Below are 21,654 nucleotides of genomic sequence, written 5' to 3'. Positions count from 1 at the left end.
CAAGGTTCGGCCGTTGCGCCATACGCTCGGATTCCGCCCGCTGTCAGTGAAGGAGCACCCCGTGATCGACCCCAGCGCAGCATTGCGACAGGGACTGCTCGGCCTGAGCCGCAGTGATTCCGTGCGCCGAGTGGTCGAGCGCACGCCGGTCAGCCGTTCGGCATTGCTCCGCCTTGTCGCGGGGGAGGACACCGAATCCGGCGTGACCGCTGCCACCGACCTGCTGGCGAGCGGGCGGCTCGCTACGGTCAGCTTCCTCGGGGAGGAGACCGTCGACGTCGCACAGGCGAGCCGCAACCGGGACGCTTACTTGGCCGTGCTGCGGGCACTGCAGGGGAGGGCGCGACGAAGGGCGGCGCCGCCGAGGTCAGCATCAAGCTGAGTGCCGTCGGTCGGGGGCTGCCCGAGGACGGCGAAAAGATCGCACTCGACAACGCCCGGCAGATCTGTGAGGCGGCCGCCGCTGCCGGCACGACGGTCACCATCGACATGGAGGACCGCACCGCCGTCGACTCGACTCTCGGAGTCGTGCGCGACCTGCGGGCAGATTTCCCGTGGGTCGGTGCGGTGTTTCTGGCCGACCTGCGCCGCACCGAGGCGGACTGTCGTGATCTGGCAACCGCCGGCAGCCGCGTTCGCCTGTGCAAGGGGGCCGCCTACCCGCAGCCGGATTCCGTTGCCTACCAGGACAAACAGGACGTGCGACGGTCCTACGTGCGCTGCGCGAAGGTGTTGCTGGAGGGCAACGGTTACCCGATGCTGGCCACCCACGACGCCGACATCATCGACATCAGCCGATCGCTGGCCGACAAGGAGCTGCGAGCGCCCGAATCCTTCGAGTTCCAAATGTTTTTCGGCATCCGGCCGGACGAGCAGCTGCGACTCGCAGAAGCCGGGCACCGGCTGCGCGTCTACGTCCCGTATGGCGACCAACGCCGCTGGTACAGCTACGCCATGCACCGAATGGCCGAGCGTCCCTCCGACACGATGCCCTTCCTACGTTCCGGCTCCACGAAAGGTTGACCGAGATGCCCGAAACTGCTGAGCAGTCAAGCGAATTCGTGGGGAAGCGCATCGCGTTCCTCGGGGTCGGCATGATGGGGGAGGCGCTGCTCGCCGGGCTGGTCCGAGAAGGCCGACCGGCCCAGATCGTCGTCTCCGACCACAGCTCTGACCGGCAGGCCGAAGTCGCCGAGAAGTATGGCGTCCAGGCCGGCTCGGTCGCCGAAGCCGTCGCGGGCGCGAGCAGGGTCATACTCGCCGTGAAGCCGAAGGACATGAGTGCGCTGCTCGACGAGGTGGGCGCTCACCTGGAGTCGGACGCCCTGGTCATCTCGGTGGCGGCCGGCCTCACCACGGCATACCTCGAGGAGCACCTGCCCGCGGGCACCCCGGTCGTGCGGGTCATGCCCAACACCCCCGCGCTGGTCGGCGAAGGTATGTCGGCGGTCAGCGCGGGCACGCACTGCGAGGAGAGCCAGCTGGCGGAGGCGCAAGCGCTGCTGAGCTCGTCCGGCAAGGTGATCGCGGTGCCGGAGAGCCAGCTCGACGCGGTCACCGCGATCAGCGGCAGCGGCCCGGCATACGTCTTCTATGTCGTGGAAGCGATGGTCGAGGCCGGTGTGCTGCTCGGCATCACCCGCGCCACGGCGACCGAGCTCGTCGTCCAGACGCTGTATGGCGCCGCGACCATGCTCAAGGAGACCGGTGATCACCCGACCCTGCTGCGCGAGCGGGTGTCCAGCCCCGGCGGCACCACCGTCGCGGCGCTGCGGCAGCTGGACGACCACAAGGTTCGGGCGGCGTTCGTGACCGCCATGGAGGCGGCCGCTCGGCGCTCTGCGGAGTTGGCATCCGGACAGGGCTGAAGACCAATCGTTATCGACCCAGCCCCCTCCGTTCACCGCACCTCGTGACCGCCGACGAGCGATACATGGGAGAGTTGTGCCCATGACTGACATCACGGTGCGCGCCCTCGGGGATGAGGACTGGCAGGTTTACCGGGACGTTCGACTGACGGCCCTGCGCGAAGCGCCCGACGCCTTTGCGGCGTCGGTTTCGCAGGAGGAGAAGTTCGACGACGAGCTGTGGCAGGCCCGCCTGAAGCGGTCCCGCCGCCTTGTCGCCGAAGACGGCGGCAAGGTCGTCGGAGTCGTCTCGGTCGGCAGCAAGCCGGAGAACAACGACGACAGGGTCAGTGAGCTCTTCGGCCTCTGGGTCGACCCGGAGCTGCGTGGCAAGGGTGTCGCCTGGAAGCTCGTTGACGCCGGCGTGCGGCAGGCCCGCCAGGACAACTTCGACTTCGTCCTCTATTGGGTCGGCACCGACAACGGTCGTGCCGTCGCCTTCGCGTCCAGCTTCGGTTTCCGCCCGACCGACGGCCGACGACCGATGCAGAGCTCGTCCTCCGACGACGGAGATGTCTCCGAGAACGAAATGGCGATGGTCTACCCGCTGGGCGACGACCCGGGCGCGGTGCCGAGCTCGGTGCTCTGAGCGACCCTGCCGTGACCGCCGCCGACCTCCGCGTGCGAGTCGTTTGGGGCGAGGAGTTGTCGGCCTACAACTTCGGCTCGCAGCACCCGATGAACCCGATCCGGCTGGACCTGACGGCCCGATTGTGCCGTGAGCTGGGCGTTTTCGACGCTCCGGGTCTCGAGGTGGTGGCGCCGTCGATGCCCGGCGGCAGCGATGCGTTCCTGTCCTGGGTGCACAACTCGGACTACATCGACGCGGTGCGTGCCGCGTCGGCCGACCCGTCGGCGGCGGATCCGGCATACGGCTTGGGGACCGAGGACGACCCGGCCTTCGCCGGCATGCACGACGCGGCGTCGTTGATCGCCGGCTCGACGGTACGCATCGCCCAGGACGTATGGCGCGGCGAGATCGACCACGGCGTCAACTTCTGCGGCGGCCTGCACCACGCGATGCCCGGGAAGGCATCCGGCTTCTGCATCTACAACGACGCCGCACTCGCCATCCAGTGGCTGCTGGACAACGGCGCCGAACGCGTCGCCTACGTCGATGTCGACGTACATCACGGTGACGGGGTCGAGCGTGCCTTCTGGAACGACCCGCGGGTGCTGACCATCTCGATCCACGAAACCGGTCGAGTCCTGTTTCCTGGCACCGGTTTTCCCGGCGACGTCGGCGGCCCGGATGCAGAGGGCAGCGCGGTCAATATCGCACTGCCACCCGGTGCTCGGGACGCCGGCTGGCTGCGCGCGCTGCACGCCGTCGTGCCGCCGCTGCTGCGCGAGTTCGAGCCGCAGGTGCTGGTCACCCAGCAGGGCTGCGACTCCCACTACGCGGACCCGCTGGCGCACATGGCCCTGTCGATCGACGCACAGCGCACGGCATACCAGACGTTGCACGAGCTCGCCCACGAGCTCACCGGCGGGAAGTGGATCGCGCTAGGCGGCGGCGGCTACGAGCTCATCGATGTCGTTCCGCGCGCCTGGACCCACCTCACCGCCATCGCCGCACACCGCCCGATCGATCTGGAGACCGAGGTTCCTGCCGTATGGCGCGAGCACGTCCAGCGCACCTTTGACCGGCCCGGGCCGCCTCGGATGGGCGACGGGCAGGCCGAGAACGGTCACGTCTGGTGGCGCTCCTGGGAGTCCGGCGTCGACCCCGACGACGCCATCGACCAGTCGGTCCTGGCGACCCGGGAAGCAATTTTCCCCTCGCACGGCCTCGACGTGTGGTTCGACTGAACCGTCTTTCGTCACACCCGTAACGCCCGAGACATGCGGCTCAGCGGGAAGATCGCCACATTTTTCTCACCTGTATCGGCGTGTCAGGTGGACTTTTCGCACACTCAGACTTTCCACAGACACTCCCGACCCTCTATCGTTGCCCAGCAGAACACCTGTGAGACGCCCGGAGCGACTTGCAGCTCGGGTCGACATCTGTGTCGTAGGAGAAGGGTTGGCAACTGCCATGACCGAAGAGCGCCAGCCTGGCGAGGTCACATTCATGACCGTGGCCGAAGTCGCCGCCATCATGCGGGTGTCGAAGATGACGGTCTACCGGCTGGTGCACTCGGGCGAGCTGCCGGCCGTGCGGGTCGGTCGATCCTTCCGCGTGCCCGAGGACGCGGTTTCCGAATATCTCAGCCAGTCCTACATGGGCACTGCCTGACCACAGCAGTCCCAGCGACCGCCCTCGATTCGTCGGCGGTCCCAGCCATGGCGTAGCCTTGGGCGGCGGATCGCGTCCCACTGCGGACGCGATACATCGAGGCTTCGCGACCGGTAGGGCGCCACAGCCCACCGGTTCCATTCAGCAGATTCAGGAAGAGCGTACGCATGGGTTCAGTCGTCAAGAAGCGCCGTAAGCGGATGGCCAAGAAGAAGCACCGCAAGCTGCTTCGCAAGACGCGTCACCAGCGTCGCAACAAGAAGTAAGCGCTACGGCGGCCGCAGGTCGCCCAAGGCCGACGCACGAGCCCCGGACCGTTTTGCACGGCACCGGGGCTTCGTCATACCGCGACGCATGTTGCGCACATGTGGGCCGGATAGAATCGCAGCGGAGCCACGTGTCACAGAGGAGGGTCAATGGGTCGGGTTGTCCTGGTCACGGGTGTGTCCCGGCTGGTGGGCGGTATGACGTGCCGCGCGCTCGCGGCCGACCCGACGCTCGAGCGCGTCATCGCGATCGACACGGTCCCACCGTTGCACAGCCTCGGCCGCGCGGAATTCATCCGGGCCGACATCCGCAACCCGATCATGGGCAAGATCCTCGAGCAGGAGAAGGTCGACACGGTTCTGCATCTGGGCGTCATCATGACGCCCAAGCAGGCCGGCGGTCGCACCCTGCAGAAGGAGATCAACGTCATCGGCACGATGCAGCTGCTCGCCGCGTGCCAGAAGGCCGACTCCGTCGAGCGACTCGTCGTCAAGTCGTCGTCCTCCGTCTACGGTGCGTCACCACGGGACCCGGCGATGTTCACCGAGGACATGGGCGCCCGCCGGAACCCGACAGGTGGTTTCGGCCGCGACTCGGTCGAGGTCGAGACCTACGTCCGTGGGCTCGCCCGGCGCCGACCCGACATCGGCGTCACCACGCTGCGTATGGCGAACCTCGTCGGCCGGGGCTTGCGCACGACGTTCTCCGAATACTTCGCATTGCCAGCGCTTCCGGTGCCGCTGGGGTTCGACGGCCGATTCCAGGTCCTGCACATTGATGATGCCGTCGCTGTGCTGCAGCGAACGGCGAACGCACAGGACCTGTCCGGCACGATCAATGTCGCAGGTGACGGCATGCTCACCGTGCGACAGGCCGCCCGCATCGCGGGCAAGCCGGCCATCCCGGTGCTCGCACAGTCCGCGTCGGTGATGCAACAGCTCAGCGGAATGCTCGGTGGCAGTGGTGCTTTCGACGCCGAGCAGATGCAATTCCTGCAATTCGGCCGCGGCATGGACACCACTCGCATGCGCACCATGCTCGACTTCACGCCGGAGCACACCACCCGAGACGCGTTCCGCGAAGTCCTGGGCGCACCCGGCCGTCGCCATGCCGCCAACCTGGGAGAAGCACGTGTCTGAACCCGCCAAGAAGGCCCCGGCCAAGAAGTCCAGTCCGGCCGCCAAGAGCGCCGCGAAGAAGACTGCGGCCAAGAAATCCCCTGCGAAGAAGGCAGCCCCGGCCAAGAAGACTGCCCCGGCGAAGCAGCCCGCTGCCAAACGGCCCGCTCCGGCGCCGGCGGCAAGCCCACGCCATACCCATGCTGCGGCGAGCACCCGCCCGTCCCGCAAGCACATCGGCGCAACCGCGCACCGCACTTCTGCGCATCACGGCGAGCACGCGCCATCCGGCAGCGTGCCGTCGCTGCGGGTCGTGCCCGACCCGCCGGAGGTCGCGGAGCCGATCGCGAGCGCGTCCGACTTCGAGGGTGTCGTCAATGTCCTGGTCGAGGGTCTGCGTAAGGCCGGCGGCCTCGTGGGCATCGAAGGCGACGATCTCGAGCGTCGCATCGCGCAGGCGCTCGCGTTCTTGCGCCGCCGGATGACCGGCGACTATGAGATCGACGACTTCGGCTTCGACAAGGAATTCACCGACCAGGTCTGGCTGCCGATGCTCCGGCCGCTCTACAAGCGGTGGTTCCGCGTCGAGGTCCGCGGCATCGAGAACATCCCGGACGAAGGCGCCGCGCTGGTCGTCGCCAACCACTCCGGCACCCTGCCGATCGACGGCCTGATGACCCAGGTCGCCATACATGACGAGCACCCGAAGCACCGGCATGTGCGGATGCTCGGTGCCGACCTGGTCTTCGAGTCGCCGCTGATCGGTGAGCTGAGCCGCAAGTCGGGCACCACGCTGGCGTCCAACCCGGACATCGAGCGGCTCTTCGCCGCGGGCGAGTTGGCCGCCGTCTATCCCGAGGGATTCAAGGGCGTCGGCAAGCCGTTCTCCGAGCGTTACAAGCTGCAGCGTTTCGGCCGCGGCGGCTTCGTGTCCGCCGCACTGCGCGCCGAGGTGCCGATCATCCCGTGCGCGATCGTCGGCGCCGAGGAGATCTTCCCGATGATCGGAAATGTCAAAGGGCTGGCGCGGACGCTCGGCTTCCCCTATTTCCCGGTGACGCCGTTCTTCCCGCTGCTCGGCCTGGCCGGACTGATCCCGTTGCCCAGCAAGTGGATCATCGAGTTCGGTGCCCCGGTCAACACCGACACCTACGGCGCCGCGGCCGCGGATGACCCGATGCTGGTCTTCGACCTCACCGACCAGGTCCGCGAGACCATCCAGCAGTCGCTGTATTCGCTTCTGCTGCAACGTCGTTCGGTGTTCTTCTGAGTTCCTTCGGTATGTCACAACCCCGCATCGAGCTCATCGGCAAGCCCGACTGCCACCTGTGCGACGACGCGCGTGCGGTCATCGAGCGAGTCTGTGCCGACACGGGGGAGAGTTTCGTCGAGCGGAACATCCTCGACGAGCCGGAGCTGATGGCGTCATACGCCGAACAGATCCCGGTCACCCTCGTCGACGGCAAGCAGCACGACTACTGGCGCGTCGACGAGCAGCGGCTGCGCAAGGCGCTCTCGCGGCGGCGGAAGTTGTTCGGCAAGCGCTGAGCGCGCCCGATCACGCGTCGAGAGGTCAATAGACGCTGCGAGAGCGCCGTCGCACGACATCCATCGACCTCTCGGTGGATGTAGTCATGCGTCGCGGCATACGTCGACAATGAGGCCGCCTGGGCCCCGCAGGTATGCCGCTTGCGTTCCCCAATCCGTGGTGAGCGGTCCCTCGTTTGCGCGAGTGGCCGAGGTCGAAACTGCGAGAGCGGAGCACGTCACTTCATGGCTGAGCCTCGCCGAGGAGGTAACGCCACTTTTCGGGCCGATGCCGGACTTCGAGCAGCACGTACGCCGGGGCATTGCGCGCGGCACCGCTTTCGTCGTCACGCACGGCAGCGTCGTAACTGGGGGAATGTTGCTCAGCCGGGACGACAAAGCGCACCACATCAATTGGCTCGCGGTTCGCCACAGTGCGCGCAGACAGGGAATCGGTGCCGCGCTGGTTCGCACCGCGCTTGAGCGTTGGCCAGAAGGGGACGTCGGGGTGGTCACGTTCAGTCGTGAGGTCGATGGCGGTGACCCTGCCCGTTCGCTATACCGAGGACTCGGCTTCGTCGATCACGGGGCCACTGGCTTGGCGCCGGACGGTAGTCCGCGTGACCTGTTCACGCTGGAGCGCTGAGCGGGCCCGATCACGCGCCGAGAGGTCAATAGACGCTGCGAGAGCGCCGTCTCACGACATCCATCGACCTCTCGGCATGGGTCGGCGTCGCCACTGGTCGGCACTCAACCGCCCAGCCCGCGAGACGGGCGTTTCAACCGCCGAGACCGTTGTCGCAGCAGGCGTTGACACCGCGCCGACGAGGCCACTTCGCTACCACGAGCACCGTCGGCAGGTGAGGCCGCCCCCGTCTAGCACTTTTGTCAGGAATTTGCGACTTTGTGCCCGCGTTCACAAAGACCTACAGTCAGGGGGTCATTGATCCTCTGTGGCCGGCGTTTGGTATACGCCTGTCCCGCAGCGCATGGAGGAGTCGGAGCGCATTGAGCACCGCATCGGCCGCCCGCCGGGAGATCCCGGAAGCCACCGTGGCCAGGCTACCTCTCTATCTACGCGCGTTGCGGAGCCTGGGAGCCCGTGGAGTCGAGGTCATCTCCTCCGAGGCGCTCTCCGAAGCAGCAGGTGTTCGCTCCACCGGATTGCGCAAGGATCTCTCCCACCTCGGTTCGTATGGCGTGCGCGGCGTCGGGTATGACGTCGGCCGTCTCTCCGAAGAGATCTCCCGCGAGCTCGGCCTGCATCACGACTGGTCCGTCGCCATCATCGGCATGGGCAACCTGGGTCATGCACTTGCGGCATACGGCGGGTTCGCGACGCGCGGTTTCAGCGTCCGGTGGCTGGTCGACGAGGACCCGGCAGTGATCGGCACCGAGATCGCCGGACTGCAGGTCATCGATTTCGCCGACCTGGCCAAGCAGGCGCCCGAGAGCATCATCGCGGTGCTGGCCACCCCGCCGCACGCGGCGCAGCAGGCGGCCGACCAGGCGGTCGCGCTCGGGGTGCGCTCCATTCTCAACTTCGCCCCGTGCGTGATCACCGTCCCGGACGGTGTTGAAGTCCGCAAGGTCGACCTCGCGACCGAGCTCCAGATCCTCGCCTTCCACGAACAGCGTGGTCGGGATGGCGAACTCTCCTCAAGGCATTTCGTGTCGAAGGACTCGGGGTCCGCGCGAAGTATCGGAGCGACGAAGGAGCGGAGAACTTCGTGGGGTGAGGCGCCGTGAGCAGCCTCATCGTGATCGGTATGTCGCACCGCACGACCGGTGTCGATCTTCTCGAGCGGGTCGTGCTGACCGGGGAGCAGGCCGATCGGCTGGTCGACTCCTCGACCTCAACGAGCATGTCAATGCCAGCGTCGTGGTCTCCACCTGCAACCGCGTCGAGATCTACGCCGATGTCGAGACCTTCCACGGCGCGGTCACCGGCATCACCGAATCCCTCGCTGCCACAACCGGTTTGGCGGTCGGGCAGCTGCGCGATCACCTCTACGTGCACTTCGAGGACCGCGCCGTTGCGCACGCCTTCCAGGTCGCCTCCGGCCTCGACTCGGTCGCCGTCGGTGAGGCACAGATCCTCGGCCAACTACGCGAGGCACTGCGCGCCGCGCAGGACGGCGGACATCTGGACCCGTCGCTGTCGGCACTCATGCAGCACGCGCTGCGGGTCGGCAAGCGGGTCCACACCGAGACCGACATCGACACCGTCAGCCGGTCCCTCGTGGAGCGGTCGCTGGTCGTCGCGCAGTCCACTCTCGGCGAGTTGGGCGAGCAGCGTGCGCTGGTCGTCGGCGCCGGGGCGATGAGCGGCCTGGCGGCACACACCCTGGCCCGTGCCGGTGTCGGCCACCTCACCATCATCAACCGCACGCCGGGCAAGGCTGATCGCCTCGCGCAGGCGACCGGAGGAGTCGCGCGCGACTGGGCCGACCTGACGGCGGCCGTCGCGGACGCGGACCTGGTGATCTCCTGCACCGGCGCCGTCGGGCACGTGCTCGACGTCGACAACGTCGCTGCCTCCGAAACTCCTACTCTGCTGGTCGATCTCGCATTGCCTCGCGATGTGGACCCGCGGCTGCTGACCGTGCCCGGCATCGCCCTGGTCTCCCTCGAAGACCTCAGCGCGGCAGTCGCCGAGGATGCCGAGAAGACCCAGGTGACAGCGGCGCACGATCTGGTGAGTGCGGAGGTCGCGGAGTTCCTCGTGGCCCGTCGTGCCGCTGCCGTCGCACCGGCTGTCGCCGAGTTGCGCAAGCGCGCAGCCGATGTGGTGGCCGCCGAGTTGACTCGCCTCGACCAGCGCGCCGACCTGTCCGAGCACGACGCAGCGCAGGTGCAGATGACCGTGCACCGCGTGGTGGAGAAGATCCTGCACACGCCCACCGTGCGCATCAAGCAACTCGCCGGCGAGGAGCAGGGCGGCCAGGACTACGCCGCACTGCTGCGGATGCTCTTCGACCTGGACCCGCACGAGACCCGTGTTGCGCAGATTCCGCACGGTGAACCCGCAGGGGGTGAGTCGCGATGAAGATTGTCATCGGCTCCCGGCGCAGCAAGCTCGCGCTGACCCAGACCGGCCTGATCGCCGACGAGTTGCGCGCGCTCGGTCACGACATCGAGGTCGTCGAGATCGTCACCGAGGGTGACACCAACCGTGCTCCGCTCACCCAGTTGGGCGGCACCGGTGTGTTTGCCACCGCCATACGAAATGCGTTGCGCAACAACGAGATCGACCTGACGGTGCACTCCCTCAAGGATCTGCCGACGGCGCCGGCTCCCGGTCTGACCATTGCCGCCATACCTCCTCGTGAAGACGCACGCGACGCGCTGATCGCCCGCGACGGACTGACGCTCGGTGAGTTGTCGCCCGGCGCTGTTGTCGGTGGTTCGCCGCGTCGCGCGGCTCAGCTTGCCGCGCTCGGACTCGGCCTCGTGACCCGAGAGGTCCGCGGCAACATCGACCGCCGGATCGACTACGTCCGTCATGGCGAGCTCGACGGCATCGTGCTGGCCCGCGCCGGTCTGTCGCGAGTCGGCCGCCTTGACGAGATCACCGAGACGATCGACCCATTGCAGATGTTGCCCGCGCCCGGCCAGGGCGCCCTGGCGCTCGAGATCCGCGCCGACGACACCGCCTTGTATGACGTCGTGCGAGGACTCGACGACGCAGACACCCGCGCTGCGGTCACCGCCGAGCGAGCCGTGCTCTCTCGGCTCGAAGCCGGCTGCTCGGCTCCGCTCGGCGCGCTCGCGGAGATCAGCGAGGACCTCGACGGCAGCCTCGAGATCTCATTGCGCGCATTCGTCGGTCGCACCGACGGCACCTTCGACCTGCGGCGGTCACAGACCGGACCGTTCGACCATCCAGAACAACTCGGTCACGACGTCGCGGAGTTACTGCTCGCCGATGGGGCGCTGGAAGCGTTCACATCGGATGGGCAAGCACCAGAGCCGACACCCGGCGGACTCTTACCAAGGGACGCAGATCCCGTCACCGTCCAACACCCCCAGCGCCGCGGAGCGTGAAGAAGTGAGCACAACAAAGACCCGCAAGACCCTGCCTCAGGTTGCCTTCATCGGCTCCGGGCCGGGTGACCCGTCACTGATCACCGTCCGGGCGGCCAAGTTGCTGCGCGCGGCCGACGTGATCATCATCGACCAGATCGCCCGGGAGGACTTCGTCGCGGAGTTCGCCCGCGAAGGAGTCGAGATCGTCGACGCCGGTCACGGTGAAACGGGGCAGACCCTCACCACCGCGTCCCGCGCGAAGCTCGTCGTGCGCACCGCGAAGGCGGCCGCTCGCGCCGACGACACGGCCGGACTGGTCGTTCGCCTGATGGACGGCGACCCTGCCACCTTCAACGGTCTGGCCGAGGAGTCGGTCGCCTGCCACAAGGCCGACATCGCCTTCGAGATCGTGCCGGGCGTCAGCGCGGTCAGCGCGGTGCCGTCATACGCAGGCATCCCGCTGGTCGGCAGCGGTGCGCGCACAGTGCACGTGCTGTCGGCCGCTGACGACAAGACCGACTGGAGCAGTGCCGTCGCGAACGACGCCACCGCCGTCGTCCTCGGCACCGCCGAGTCGGTCCCCGCCGGGCTGGCGAAGCTGCTGGCCGCCGGCCGCAGCGCCGAGACCCCGGTGTCGTTGAGCACCGAAGGCACCACCATCCGTCAGGCGACGCGCGTCACCACCCTCGGCGAGGTCGCCGGTGCGCTGAAGTCCCAGCCGCTGACCGGCCAGGTCGTCGCGGTCGTCGGCTCGGTCGTCGGCCTGCGCGAGCAGTTGTCCTGGTGGGAGACCAAGCCGCTCTTCGGCTGGAACGTCCTGGTGCCGCGCACCAAGGAGCAGTCCGGCACGATGACCGACCGCCTCGCATCGCACGGCGCGGCGAGTGACGTCGTCCCGACCATCAGCGTGGAGCCCCCGCGGACCCCGCAGCAGATGGAGCGCGCGATCAAGGGCCTGGTGACCGGCCGCTACGAGTGGATCGGTTTCACTTCCGCCAACGCCGTTCGCGCGGTGCGCGAGAAGTTCGTCGAATTCGGTTTGGACGCAAGGGCATTCGCCGGTCTGAAGATCGCAGCAGTCGGCGGCGTGACCGCCGAGTCGCTGCGCGAGTGGGGCCTGGAGCCCGACCTCGTGCCGAGCAACGAGCAGTCCGCCAAGGGCCTGCTCGAGGACTGGCCGCCGTATGACGACGTGCTCGACCCCATCAACCGGGTCTTCCTGCCGCGCGCCGACATCGCCACCGACACGCTGGTCGCCGGGCTGCAGGACATGGGCTGGGAGGTCGACGACGTCACGGCATACCGGACCGTGCGCGCCGCTCCGCCGGCACCCGAGGTACGCGAGGCGATCAAGACCGGCAAGTTCGACGCGGTGTGCTTCACGTCGAGCTCGACGGTGCGCAATCTGGTTGGTATCGCTGGGAAGCCGCACGCCACCACGGTCATCGCCTGCATCGGCCCGGCCACTGCCAAGACTGCCGAGGAACACGGCCTGCGCGTCGACGTGCTGGCCGCGGAGCCGAGCGCCGAAGCGCTGGTCGAGGCGCTCGCGGACTACGGCCGGGGCCTGGCGCTGACCGCAGCCGAGAACGGCGACCAGGTGCGTCGTCCGAGCGAGCGGAAGGCTTCGTCGCGGCGCAAGGCCAAGGCTTCACGATGAGCCCCAGGCACAGTGCAGCGAGCGGGAACCCGTGGGCCTTGCCCGCGGGTTCCGCCCGTCCGCGGCGGCTGCGGACCACTCCGGCGATGCGCCGGCTGGTCGCTGAGACCCGGCTGAATCCGGCCGACCTGGTGTTGCCGATGTTCGTCAAGGAGGGCATCGACGCCCCGGTCCCGCTGCAGTCGATGCCGGGCGTCGAGCAGCACACGCTGGACTCGCTGGTCAAGGCCGCCCGTGAGGCGGTCGACGCCGGCGTCGGTGGGCTGATGATCTTCGGCGTGCCGGCGCAGCGTGACGAAACCGGTTCTGGCGCAACGGATCCCGACGGCATCCTGAACATCGCCCTGCGGCGGCTGCGGGACGAGCTCGGCGACGACACGGTTCTGATGTCGGACCTGTGCCTGGACGAATTCACCTCCCACGGGCACTGCGGCGTGCTCGACTCGCAGGGACGCGTCGACAACGACGCCACCCTGCAGCGGTATGCCGAGATGGCGATCGCGCATGCCGAAGCAGGCGTGCACCTCGTCGGCCCGTCCGGGATGATGGACGGCCAGGTGGGCGTCATACGGCGCGCTCTTGACGAAGCGGGGCACACCGACGTCGGCATCCTCGCGTATGCCGTGAAGTACGCCTCCGCGGCATACGGGCCGTTCCGCGAAGCGGTCGAGTCGGCGCTGGACGGCGACCGGCGCACCTACCAGCAGGACTCGGCCAACCGCACCGACGCGTTGCGCGAGCTGCGGCTCGACCTCGCCGAGGGCGCCGATCTGGTGATGGTCAAGCCCGCGCTGCCCTACCTCGACATCCTGCGTGACGTGCGCGAGGTCAGTGACGTGCCCGTTGCGGCATACCAGGTCAGCGGTGAGATGGCGATGATCGAGGCGGCCGGCGCGAACGGCTGGATCGACCGCGACGCCATGGTCCTGGAGTCGCTCACCTCGATCAAGCGGGCCGGCGCGCAGATCATCCTGACCTACTACGCGACCGAGGTCGCCCGCCACCTGCAAGGCGCCTGACTCGGCGAAGGGGGATCCAGCCGGGGGAGGGCGGCAAACGAAAACGCGAGCGGGACCAGGCACTCGGGGGTGTGCCGGTCCCGCTCGCGCGGTTCGTGGGCATGACGTCGCTCAGGCTGTCACACCTGAGGGAGTATGGCGCTCAGGCCTTGACGAACTCGAGGTCGAGGATGATCTTGACCTTGTCGCCGACGACCACGCCGCCGCCCTGGAGCGGCATCTCGATGTCGACGCCGAACTCCTTGCGGTTGATCTCGAGCGAGGCCTCGAAGCCGGCGCGGGTGCCACCCCACGGGTCGGAGCCGACGCCACCGAACTCGACGTCGAAGGTGACCGGCTTGGTGACGTTCTTGATGGTCAGGTCGCCGGTCAGCTCGGTCTCGGTGACCTTGGTCGACTTGAAGGTCATCGTCGGGTAGGTCTCGACCTCGAAGAAGTCGTTGGTCCGCAGGTGGTTGTCGCGGTCGGCGACGCCGGTGTTGATCGAGGTCATCTTGACCTCGGCCTCGACGCTGGAGTCCTCGAGCGTCTCACCGACGGTCAGGGTCGCGGTGAACTCGTCGAACTTGCCCTTGACCTTGCTGACCATCAGGTGGCGGACCTGGAAACCGAACGCGCTGTGCGCTGCGTCGATGTTCCAGGTGCCGGTGGCCAGGCCGTCGAGCGTTGTGTTGGTGGTGGTGGTGGTGGTGTTGCTCATGATGCTCCTCAGCGGTTCGGTTGTGTGTGGAAGTCTTGGGGTGGTCGCCGTGCTCGGCAGCCAGTATGCACAACACTAGTTGAGATTTCAATTATTCCCGTGCCCGAAGATGACTTTCCGACCTATGAGGCTTGTTCTGCGTCTGCGTTGCGAGTCGCAAGCTCCCTGCAACGCCGACGCATCCCAAGCTTCCTGTGTCTGTCCCGAATGAACTTCTATGCTGAGCAGGTGTCCGAGATCGATTCCGCCCCGCTGTGCCCGACCACGTCGGTAGCCGATGTCCCGTGGTTGTCCGATGACGAACAGCGCGCGTGGCGTGCCTACCTGCGCGGCAGCCGCGCGCTCGAGGCCGTCTTGGACGCCGAGCTGCAGGACCTCGGTATGTCGCTCGCCGAGTACGAGTTGCTGTCGATGCTGTCCGAGGCTCCCTGCCAGGAGATGCGGATGAGTCGTCTCGCCGATCAGACTGTGCAATCGCGCAGTCGGGTCACCCACACCGCCACCCGGCTGACCCGGCGTGGCTGGGTCGAGCGCAGGCCGGCGCCGGACGACGGGCGCGGCATACAACTGAAGCTGAATGACGAGGGGCTGGCGGCAGTTCGGTCCGCGGCTCGGGTGCACGTCACCGGCGTCCAGGAGCATCTGATCCGGCAGATGGACCCGGCGTTGTTCCAGTCGCTCGGCGCGGCGATGCTCAAGGTACGCACGCACCTGCTGGGCGCGGAGTGCGACAACTACAACCCGTAGGACTTCGCGTATCGCCGCCTGAGACAATGCTGGTATGACGAGTACGCCCTCTGCGCAGGACCGGATGCAGGACCGGATGCAGGACCGCATCACCCGCGACGACGCCTCGGCAGCTCTGCTGCAACGAGCACGCGATGTCACCCCCGGAGGCGTCAACTCCCCGGTGCGCGCGTTCCGGGCCGTGGGCGGCACTCCGCGCTTCATCGCTTCCGCGAAAGGTCCCTGGCTGACCGACGTCGACGGCAACCGTTACGTCGACCTGATCTGCTCCTGGGGCCCGATGATCCTCGGGCACGCGCACCCCAGCGTGCTGGAGGCCGTCCAGCAGGCGGCGACCAAGGGATTCAGCTTCGGCACGCCCAGCGAGAACGAAGTCGCGCTCGCCGAGGAGATCGTCTCGCGCGTGGCTCCGCTGGAGCAGGTGCGGCTGGTCAACAGCGGCACCGAGGCCACCATGTCGGCGCTGCGTCTGGCGCGCGGTGCGACCGGTCGCAGCACCGTCGTGAAGTTCGCCGGTTGCTACCACGGGCACGTCGATGCACTGCTCGCCGCAGCCGGATCCGGCGTTGCGACCTTCGCACTGCCCGACTCCGCGGGCGTCCCTGCGTCAGCCGCTCACGAGACAATCGTGTTGCCCTACAACGACATTCAGGCCGTCGAGACGGCCTTCGCCGAGCACGGTGACGAGATCGCCTGCGTGATCACCGAGGCGTCCCCGGGCAACATGGGCGTCGTCCCGCCCGCGCCCGGCTTCACCAGCGCGCTGCGCCGCATCACCAAGGAGCACGGCGCGCTGTTGATCTCCGACGAGGTGATGACCGGCTTCCGTTGTTCGGCCGCGGGTTGGTACGGCCTGGAGGGTGAGCCCGAGGGTGGCGCTCCGGACCTGTTCACCTTCGGCAAAGTGATGGGCGGCGGCTTCCCGGCGGCGGCCTTCGGCGGCAGCGCCGCGCTGATGGCCAACCTGGCGCCCGACGGCCCGGTCTACCAGGCAGGCACCCTCTCCGGGAACCCTGTGGCAACAGCCGCCGGGCTCGCTACCCTGCGTGGCTGCACGCCCGAGGTCTACGACCGGATCGACGTCGTCGCGCACGCGATCGCCGACGGCGCCTCCGCGGCCCTCAGCCAGCACGGCGTGCCCCACACGATCCAGTGGGCCGGCTCGATGTTCTCCGTCTTCTTCCGCGATGGCGCGGTCCGCAATTACGAGGACGCCAAGGCACAGGACACCGCGGCGTTCAGCCGGTTCTTCCAGTCGATGCTCGAGCAGGGCGTGCACCTGCCGCCGAGTTCGTTCGAGTCGTGGTTCGTCAGCGCATCGCACGACGATGCCGCGGTCGAGCACGTGCTGCAGGCACTCCCGGCGGCGGCTGCCGCGGCTGCCGATGTCTGAGAAAACGACACAGCTTCCGATGCGACACTCCGAGCGTGATTTTCGTATGGCGTCCCACGGGCGGCACCGATGACTGAAACCGTTGTGCACCTCGTCCGTCACGGGGAGGTCGACAACCCCGATGGGGTTCTGTATGGCCGGATGCCGGGCTTCCACCTGTCGCAGCTCGGCCGGCAGATGGCGCAGCGCACTGCGTCATACCTCGCTGAGCGGGACATCGCCCACCTCGTCCTCGCCACTGGAGCGCGCCCAGGAGACGATCGAGCCGCTCGCCGAGGCGCTCAAGCTGCCGGTCACTCTCGACGACCGGGCGATCGAGGCGGGCAACGACTTCGAGGGTCTGACCGTCGGCAAGAACCCGAAACAGCTTCTCAATCCTCGCTTCTGGGGCAAGCTGACCAATCCGCTCAAGCCGAGTTGGGGTGAGCCGTATGCCGAGATCGCCGAGCGCATGGAGGCCGCCACCCGCGACGCCCGAGCCGCGGCCGAGGGCCACGAGGCGGTCATCGTCAGCCACCAGCTGCCGGTCTGGATCGCCCGCGAACACTTCGAGGGCAACCGCCTCTGGCACGACCCACGGCGTCGGCAGTGCACCCTCGCGTCGGTGACCAGCGTCATCTTCGACGGTGACCGCTTCAGCCGTGTTGAGTATGCCGAGCCGGCGCGTGACCTGCTGCCCAAGGCGACGGAAGCTGCCGGTTCGGCGATGGGCAAGTCATGAAAACCGTTACGAACCGGAGGTTTTCGGCGCTCGCGCTGGCCTGTGTGGCGACCCTCGGCCTAGCCGCGTGCAGCAGCGACGGCAAGTCGATCACCGACCAGGCCAACCAGGGCTCGGACAAGAATTACCTAGCGGGCGACGGCACGCTGGCGCAGCTCGCACCGGCCAAGCGCGGTAAGCCGGTGACGCTCTCCGGCAAGCTGCTGGACGGCAAGCCGTGGTCGACCAAGGATCACGCGGGCAAGGTCATCGTCGTCAACGTATGGGGTTCGTGGTGTCCGCCGTGCAAGGCCGAGACCCCGGACCTGCAGAAGGCGTGGACCCAGCTGCAGAAGAAGGGCGTCGTGATGGTCGGCGTCGACCGGCAGGAAGGCCCGCAAACCGCCGCGGCGTTCCTGAAGTCGGCCGGCGTGACCTACCCGTCGTTACAGGACGACGGTGGCGCGGCACTCGTCGCATTGCAGGGCAAAGCGTCGGCAACCCCTCGACGCTCGTGCTCGACCAGCAGCATCGCATCGCCGCGCGTGTCTCCGGCCCGACCACGACCGCCACCCTCGTCGGCCTGGTCAACGACGTCATGAGCAAGGGTTGATCGACCTCAGATGATCTCCGACGCCGCACAGACCGTTGCCACGGGCAGCCTGCCGATCGCTGTAGTCCTGGCGCTCGTCGCGGGCGTGGTCTCCTTTGCATCGCCTTGCGTATTGCCTTTGGTGCCAGGCTTTCTCGGTTATGTCACCGGCCTGACCGACGAGCAACGCAAGACGCGGCTGGTGACCGGAGCACTGCTCTTCGTGCTCGGGTTCTCGGTGGTGCTGGTCAGCGTCGCCGCGGCATACAGCTGGGTGGTGAACCTGCGCTATTTGCACCAGGACGTGATGATCCGGGTGAGCGGCGTCATCGTCATACTCCTGGCGTTGGTCTACCTCGGCTTCATCGGCCAGCGCGGCATACCGGTGCGGTGGAAGCCGTCCGCCGGGCTCGTCGGTGCGCCACTGCTGGGTGCCGTCTTCGGCCTCAGCGCGAGCCCCTGCGTCGGCCCCGTGTATGGCGCAATCCTCAACCTGGCCAACCCGATCGGCGACTCGGGGGCGTCCCGCGGAGTGCTCCTCGCGGCGTTCTACTGTCTCGGGCTCGGCATACCGTTCCTCCTCATCGCGGCCGGCTGGTCACGCGCTGAGACCTGGTCGCGCTGGCTGCGCGACCACCACCGTCCGATCCAACTGGTCGGTGGAATCCTCATGCTGGTCGTCGGTCTGATCATGGTGTCGGGGCAGTGGTTGCACCTGATCTCCTGGATCCAGATCCGGCTGACCGGCTCCGACACGTTTGTTCCGGTGATCTGATTGACGAGTACCAAGACGACTACGGACACCGGCAAGGCGAAGCCCGGCCGCAAGCCGTTGGTCAAGGCACCCAAGCTGGGCGTCCTCGGCACACTGCGCTGGCTCTGGCGCCAACTGACCTCGATGCGCACCGCGCTCTTCCTGCTGCTGCTGCTCGCGGTGGCTGCGGTGCCGGGCTCGATCTTCCCGCAACGCAACATCGACGCCGGCCGGGTCGCGACCTACCTGCAGGACCACACGACCACCGGACCCTGGCTCGACAAGCTCAGCATGTTCGACGTTTACGGCGCGCCGTGGTTCGCAGCCGTCTACATCCTGCTGCTGATCTCGCTGGTCGGGTGTGTGCTGCCGCGCTGCCTGGTGCACGCCAAGGCGCTGCGTTCGCCGCTGCCGCGGGTGCCCAAGCGACTGTCGCGACTGCCCGCGACCGCAGAACGCACTGTCGACGCCAGCACCGCCGACCTGGTCGAAGCCGCACGAGAAACGTTACGCCGCAAGGGATATCGCGTGCGCGTCGACGACGAGGTCGACGGCGAGCAGGCGGTGACCGCCGAGGGTGGCCGGCTGCGGGAGACCGGCAACCTGCTCTTCCACCTCTGCCTGCTCATCCTGGTGCTCGCCGTCGCCGCCGACCATCTGATGGGCTGGCGCGGTGACGTGATCGTCCCCGAGGGCAACGACTCCTTCGTGAGCGCGGTCGGCAGCTACAACACCCTCGATCTCGGGCCGTGGGTCAATACCAACGACATCAAGCCGTGGACGATGAAGGTCGACAAGCTCGACGTGACCTTCGAGAAGAACGTTCCGAAGAACTCGCCGCAGTTCGGCCAGCCGCGTGACTTCGTCGCCTCGGTGACGACCCAGCCCGACCCGAACGGCAAGTCCACCAACCGCACCCTCGCAGTCAACGACGCGGTCAAGCTGGACGGCACGTCGGTCTACCTGCTCGGCAACGGCTACGCGCCGGTGATCACCGTCAAGGACCCCAAGGGCAAGGTGCTCTACCACCAGGCCACACCGTTCCTGCCGCAGGACAACGCCTACCGCTCGGTCGGCGCGGTCAAGGTGCCGGCCGCCTCACCCAAGGAGCTCGGCTTCTTCGGGTTCTTCCTGCCGACCGCGACGTTCGACAACAAGATGGGCCCGATCTCCACGTATGCCGGGCTCGACAACCCTGAGCTGGTGCTCGGCGCCTACCAGGGCCAGCTCTTCCCGGACGACTCGCCGCAGTCGGTCTACACCCTCAACACCCAGAAGATGACCCAGGTCATGGAGGGGAAGACCCCATGGCGTGGGGTCGTGAGACCGGGCCAGACCCTGAAGCTTCCGGACGGCACGACCATCTCGATGGACAAGAGCATCCCGCGCTGGGCCGGCCTGTCGGCCCGCTACGACCCCGGCAAGGGCACCGCACTCACGTCGGCGTTGATCGGCCTGCTCGGGCTGATCATGTCGATGACGCTGCGCAGGCGGCGTATCTTCTTCAAGATCCGCACCGCGAACGGCGGGCCGGACGACGATGACAACACTGACGCGACACGTGACGCGTCGGCAGCCCCGCAGGGCGACCGGCGTAGTCTGATCACCGCTGGTGCACTCGCCAAGGGCGAGGATCCGCGCCTGCAGGTCGCGCTCGACGCTCTCCTCGACGGTGTCGAAACACGACTCGGAAACACCCTCACATCTCAGGCAGGTACGGCTCGATGATCACGCTCACGCCCTCCATCTCCTTCGACTGGGGCGGCCACGCCACCGACGTCGGGCTGTCCAACCTGTCCAACAACTTCCTCTACGCCTCGGCGGTCGTGCTCGCGCTCGCGATGATGTCGTTCGCGCTCGACCTCGCCGGGCACCCCGGCCGGATGGCGCGCGCCGCGGAAGCCGCTGAGACGTCGGCCGGTGCGACAGCCGAGGCCGCGGCAGGCAGCGGCGGCACCACGGTGCTCGAGCGGACCTCGGAGAAGACCCCCGCCATACCCGAGAAACGGCAGTGGGCCGGCATCGGTATGTCGCTCTCTTGGCTGGGCATGCTGCTGCTGGCGGCCTGTGTCGTGCTGCGGTCGGCGTCGGTGGGGCGCCCGCCGCTGGGCAACATGTACGAATTCGCCATCGTCGGCGCCTTCTTCGTGATGGGCGCGTTCCTGGTCTGGAGCCTGAAGAGCGACGTGCGTTCGCTCGGCATCTTCGTGGTCGGCCCGACGCTGCTGACCGAGATGCTGGCCGCGCTCGTCTTCTACACGGCGGCCAGCCAACTGCTGCCGTCGCTGAAGAACTACTGGCTCAGCATCCACGTGACCGTGGCGATCCTGTCGGTCGCGTTCTTCACGATCGCGTTCTCCACGACGATCCTGTATTTCGTCCAGAAGTGGCGCGAGGACATCCACGACACGAAGTTCACGTTCATGGACGCCGTGCCGGGCTCCGAGGTGATGGACCGCACGACATACGGGCTGCTGATCATCGCCTTCCCGCTGTGGACCTTCACGGTCATCGCGGGCGCCATCTGGGCGCAGAAGGCGTGGGGCCACTACTGGGGCTGGGACCCCAAGGAGGTCTGGTCGCTCGTCATCTGGGTCGTCTACGCGGCCTACCTGCACGCGCGCGCCACCGCCGGTTGGAGCGGTAAGAAGGCCGCCTACATCGCGCTCGCCGGCTTCGGCTGCGTGCTGTTCAACTTCTGCGTCGTGAATATCTTCATCGTCGGTATGCACTCGTATTCAGGTATGTGATGATCCGCTACACAGTTCTGCGACTGCTCGTCTTCGTGGTCGCCCTGCTCATCCTGTTCGCCGTCGGACTGCGCGGTTGGGGCCTGTTGATCCCCGCCGCCCTGGTCTCGCTCGTCGTGTCGTTCTTCGCGTTGCGCGGGCCGCGGGAGCAGTTCGCCGAGCAGATCCAGCACAAGGTCTCCGAGCGTCAGGAACGCGCCGCGGCATACCGCAGCGCCGAGGACGACGACACCGACGACGAGTGACCGCGCT

The 21,654-nt window shown here is 67.5% G+C and carries 24 protein-coding genes and 1 pseudogene; 24 read left to right on the top strand and 1 reads right to left on the bottom strand.

Annotation, left to right across the window (positions count from 1 at the left end):
* Positions 1-61: 61 nt before the first annotated feature.
* The 16 genes from ACFQDH_RS02145 (at position 62) to hemB (ending at position 13,766) form a co-directional block, all read left to right on the top strand.
* Positions 62-382: a hypothetical protein gene (locus ACFQDH_RS02145; RefSeq protein WP_382398024.1), complete on the top strand. Its 321-nt coding sequence runs from the start codon at positions 62-64 to the stop codon at positions 380-382.
* Positions 373-1,023 carry a proline dehydrogenase family protein gene (locus tag ACFQDH_RS02140; protein WP_382404797.1) on the top strand — a complete coding sequence of 217 codons (651 nt, stop codon included), beginning with the start codon at positions 373-375 and terminating at the stop codon, positions 1,021-1,023. The genes ACFQDH_RS02145 and ACFQDH_RS02140 overlap by 10 nt, the downstream gene beginning before the upstream one ends.
* A gap of 5 nt (positions 1,024-1,028) precedes the next feature.
* A complete protein-coding gene (gene proC, locus ACFQDH_RS02135) occupies positions 1,029-1,868 on the top strand; it encodes a pyrroline-5-carboxylate reductase (protein ID WP_382398022.1) in 840 nt (279 codons plus the stop codon).
* An 82-nt stretch (positions 1,869-1,950) separates the two neighbouring features.
* Entirely contained in the window at positions 1,951-2,496 is a 546-nt protein-coding gene (locus ACFQDH_RS02130; protein ID WP_382398020.1) for a GNAT family N-acetyltransferase, read from the top strand.
* 89 nt (positions 2,497-2,585) lie between these two features.
* Positions 2,586-3,719 carry an acetoin utilization protein AcuC gene (locus ACFQDH_RS02125; RefSeq protein ID WP_382404796.1) on the top strand — a complete coding sequence of 378 codons (1,134 nt, stop codon included), beginning with the start codon at positions 2,586-2,588 and terminating at the stop codon, positions 3,717-3,719.
* 226 nt (positions 3,720-3,945) lie between these two features.
* Positions 3,946-4,146, top strand: coding sequence for a helix-turn-helix domain-containing protein (locus ACFQDH_RS02120; protein ID WP_382398018.1), 201 nt, complete (start codon positions 3,946-3,948; stop codon positions 4,144-4,146).
* Positions 4,147-4,313: 167 nt separating this feature from the next.
* On the top strand, positions 4,314-4,412 hold the full coding sequence (locus ACFQDH_RS02115) for a 30S ribosomal protein bS22 (RefSeq protein WP_082775156.1): 99 nt from the start codon (positions 4,314-4,316) through the stop codon (positions 4,410-4,412).
* A gap of 150 nt (positions 4,413-4,562) precedes the next feature.
* Positions 4,563-5,552 (top strand): NAD-dependent epimerase/dehydratase family protein, encoded by a 990-nt coding sequence (locus tag ACFQDH_RS02110; protein WP_382398015.1) that lies wholly within the window; start codon positions 4,563-4,565, stop codon positions 5,550-5,552.
* Positions 5,545-6,801 carry a lysophospholipid acyltransferase family protein gene (locus ACFQDH_RS02105; protein WP_382398013.1) on the top strand — a complete coding sequence of 419 codons (1,257 nt, stop codon included), beginning with the start codon at positions 5,545-5,547 and terminating at the stop codon, positions 6,799-6,801. Before ACFQDH_RS02110 ends, ACFQDH_RS02105 begins: the two co-directional genes overlap by 8 nt.
* An 11-nt stretch (positions 6,802-6,812) precedes the next feature.
* Positions 6,813-7,079, top strand: coding sequence for a glutaredoxin family protein (locus tag ACFQDH_RS02100; protein ID WP_382398011.1), 267 nt, complete (start codon positions 6,813-6,815; stop codon positions 7,077-7,079).
* 184 nt (positions 7,080-7,263) lie between these two features.
* On the top strand, positions 7,264-7,704 hold the full coding sequence (locus tag ACFQDH_RS02095) for a GNAT family N-acetyltransferase (protein ID WP_382398009.1): 441 nt from the start codon (positions 7,264-7,266) through the stop codon (positions 7,702-7,704).
* A 362-nt stretch (positions 7,705-8,066) separates the two neighbouring features.
* Entirely contained in the window at positions 8,067-8,807 is a 741-nt protein-coding gene (locus ACFQDH_RS02090; protein ID WP_382398007.1) for a redox-sensing transcriptional repressor Rex, read from the top strand.
* A gap of 133 nt (positions 8,808-8,940) precedes the next feature.
* A complete protein-coding gene (gene hemA, locus ACFQDH_RS02085) occupies positions 8,941-10,107 on the top strand; it encodes a glutamyl-tRNA reductase (RefSeq protein ID WP_382398005.1) in 1,167 nt (388 codons plus the stop codon).
* Positions 10,104-11,105, top strand: coding sequence for a hydroxymethylbilane synthase (hemC, locus tag ACFQDH_RS02080; protein WP_382398003.1), 1,002 nt, complete (start codon positions 10,104-10,106; stop codon positions 11,103-11,105). The genes hemA and hemC overlap by 4 nt, the downstream gene beginning before the upstream one ends.
* 4 nt (positions 11,106-11,109) lie before the next feature.
* Positions 11,110-12,747: a bifunctional uroporphyrinogen-III C-methyltransferase/uroporphyrinogen-III synthase gene (locus ACFQDH_RS02075; protein ID WP_382398001.1), complete on the top strand. Its 1,638-nt coding sequence runs from the start codon at positions 11,110-11,112 to the stop codon at positions 12,745-12,747.
* Positions 12,744-13,766 (top strand): porphobilinogen synthase, encoded by a 1,023-nt coding sequence (hemB, locus tag ACFQDH_RS02070; protein ID WP_382397999.1) that lies wholly within the window; start codon positions 12,744-12,746, stop codon positions 13,764-13,766. The genes ACFQDH_RS02075 and hemB overlap by 4 nt, the downstream gene beginning before the upstream one ends.
* Positions 13,767-13,908: 142 nt before the next feature.
* Here hemB and ACFQDH_RS02065 read toward each other — a convergent pair whose 3' ends face one another.
* Positions 13,909-14,466 carry a YceI family protein gene (locus ACFQDH_RS02065; RefSeq protein ID WP_382397997.1) on the bottom strand — a complete coding sequence of 186 codons (558 nt, stop codon included), beginning with the start codon at positions 14,464-14,466 and terminating at the stop codon, positions 13,909-13,911.
* Between the two features lie 228 nt (positions 14,467-14,694).
* Between ACFQDH_RS02065 and ACFQDH_RS02060 the strand changes: the two genes are divergently transcribed.
* From ACFQDH_RS02060 to ACFQDH_RS02025, 8 genes and pseudogenes are all read left to right on the top strand, one after another.
* Complete coding sequence (locus tag ACFQDH_RS02060; protein WP_382397995.1) at positions 14,695-15,213, top strand: MarR family winged helix-turn-helix transcriptional regulator; 519 nt, start codon at positions 14,695-14,697, stop codon at positions 15,211-15,213.
* Positions 15,214-15,277: 64 nt separating this feature from the next.
* A complete protein-coding gene (hemL, locus tag ACFQDH_RS02055) occupies positions 15,278-16,606 on the top strand; it encodes a glutamate-1-semialdehyde 2,1-aminomutase (RefSeq protein WP_382404795.1) in 1,329 nt (442 codons plus the stop codon).
* Positions 16,607-16,675: 69 nt separating this feature from the next.
* Positions 16,676-17,327 (top strand): annotated as a pseudogene (locus ACFQDH_RS02050) (histidine phosphatase family protein).
* Positions 17,324-17,908 carry a redoxin domain-containing protein gene (locus ACFQDH_RS02045; protein WP_382397993.1) on the top strand — a complete coding sequence of 195 codons (585 nt, stop codon included), beginning with the start codon at positions 17,324-17,326 and terminating at the stop codon, positions 17,906-17,908. The pseudogene ACFQDH_RS02050 and the gene ACFQDH_RS02045 overlap by 4 nt, the downstream one beginning before the upstream one ends.
* 21 nt (positions 17,909-17,929) lie before the next feature.
* Entirely contained in the window at positions 17,930-18,673 is a 744-nt protein-coding gene (locus ACFQDH_RS02040; RefSeq protein ID WP_382397991.1) for a cytochrome c biogenesis CcdA family protein, read from the top strand.
* Positions 18,674-20,380: a cytochrome c biogenesis protein ResB gene (gene resB, locus ACFQDH_RS02035; RefSeq protein WP_382397989.1), complete on the top strand. Its 1,707-nt coding sequence runs from the start codon at positions 18,674-18,676 to the stop codon at positions 20,378-20,380.
* The gene (gene ccsB, locus ACFQDH_RS02030) at positions 20,377-21,402 is read left to right on the top strand and encodes a c-type cytochrome biogenesis protein CcsB (protein ID WP_382397988.1); all 1,026 of its coding nucleotides are present in this window, start codon (positions 20,377-20,379) and stop codon (positions 21,400-21,402) included. The genes resB and ccsB overlap by 4 nt, the downstream gene beginning before the upstream one ends.
* Complete coding sequence (locus tag ACFQDH_RS02025) at positions 21,402-21,647, top strand: DUF4229 domain-containing protein (RefSeq protein ID WP_382397987.1); 246 nt, start codon at positions 21,402-21,404, stop codon at positions 21,645-21,647. The genes ccsB and ACFQDH_RS02025 overlap by 1 nt, the downstream gene beginning before the upstream one ends.
* The last annotated feature ends 7 nt before the right edge of the window (positions 21,648-21,654 follow it).

The organism is Flexivirga alba, from assembly GCF_042661025.1.
Lineage (GTDB): Bacteria > Actinomycetota > Actinomycetes > Actinomycetales > Dermatophilaceae > Flexivirga > Flexivirga alba.
Note: the sequence above shows the minus strand (reverse complement) of the source record. Positions and strands in the feature narration are given on the sequence as shown.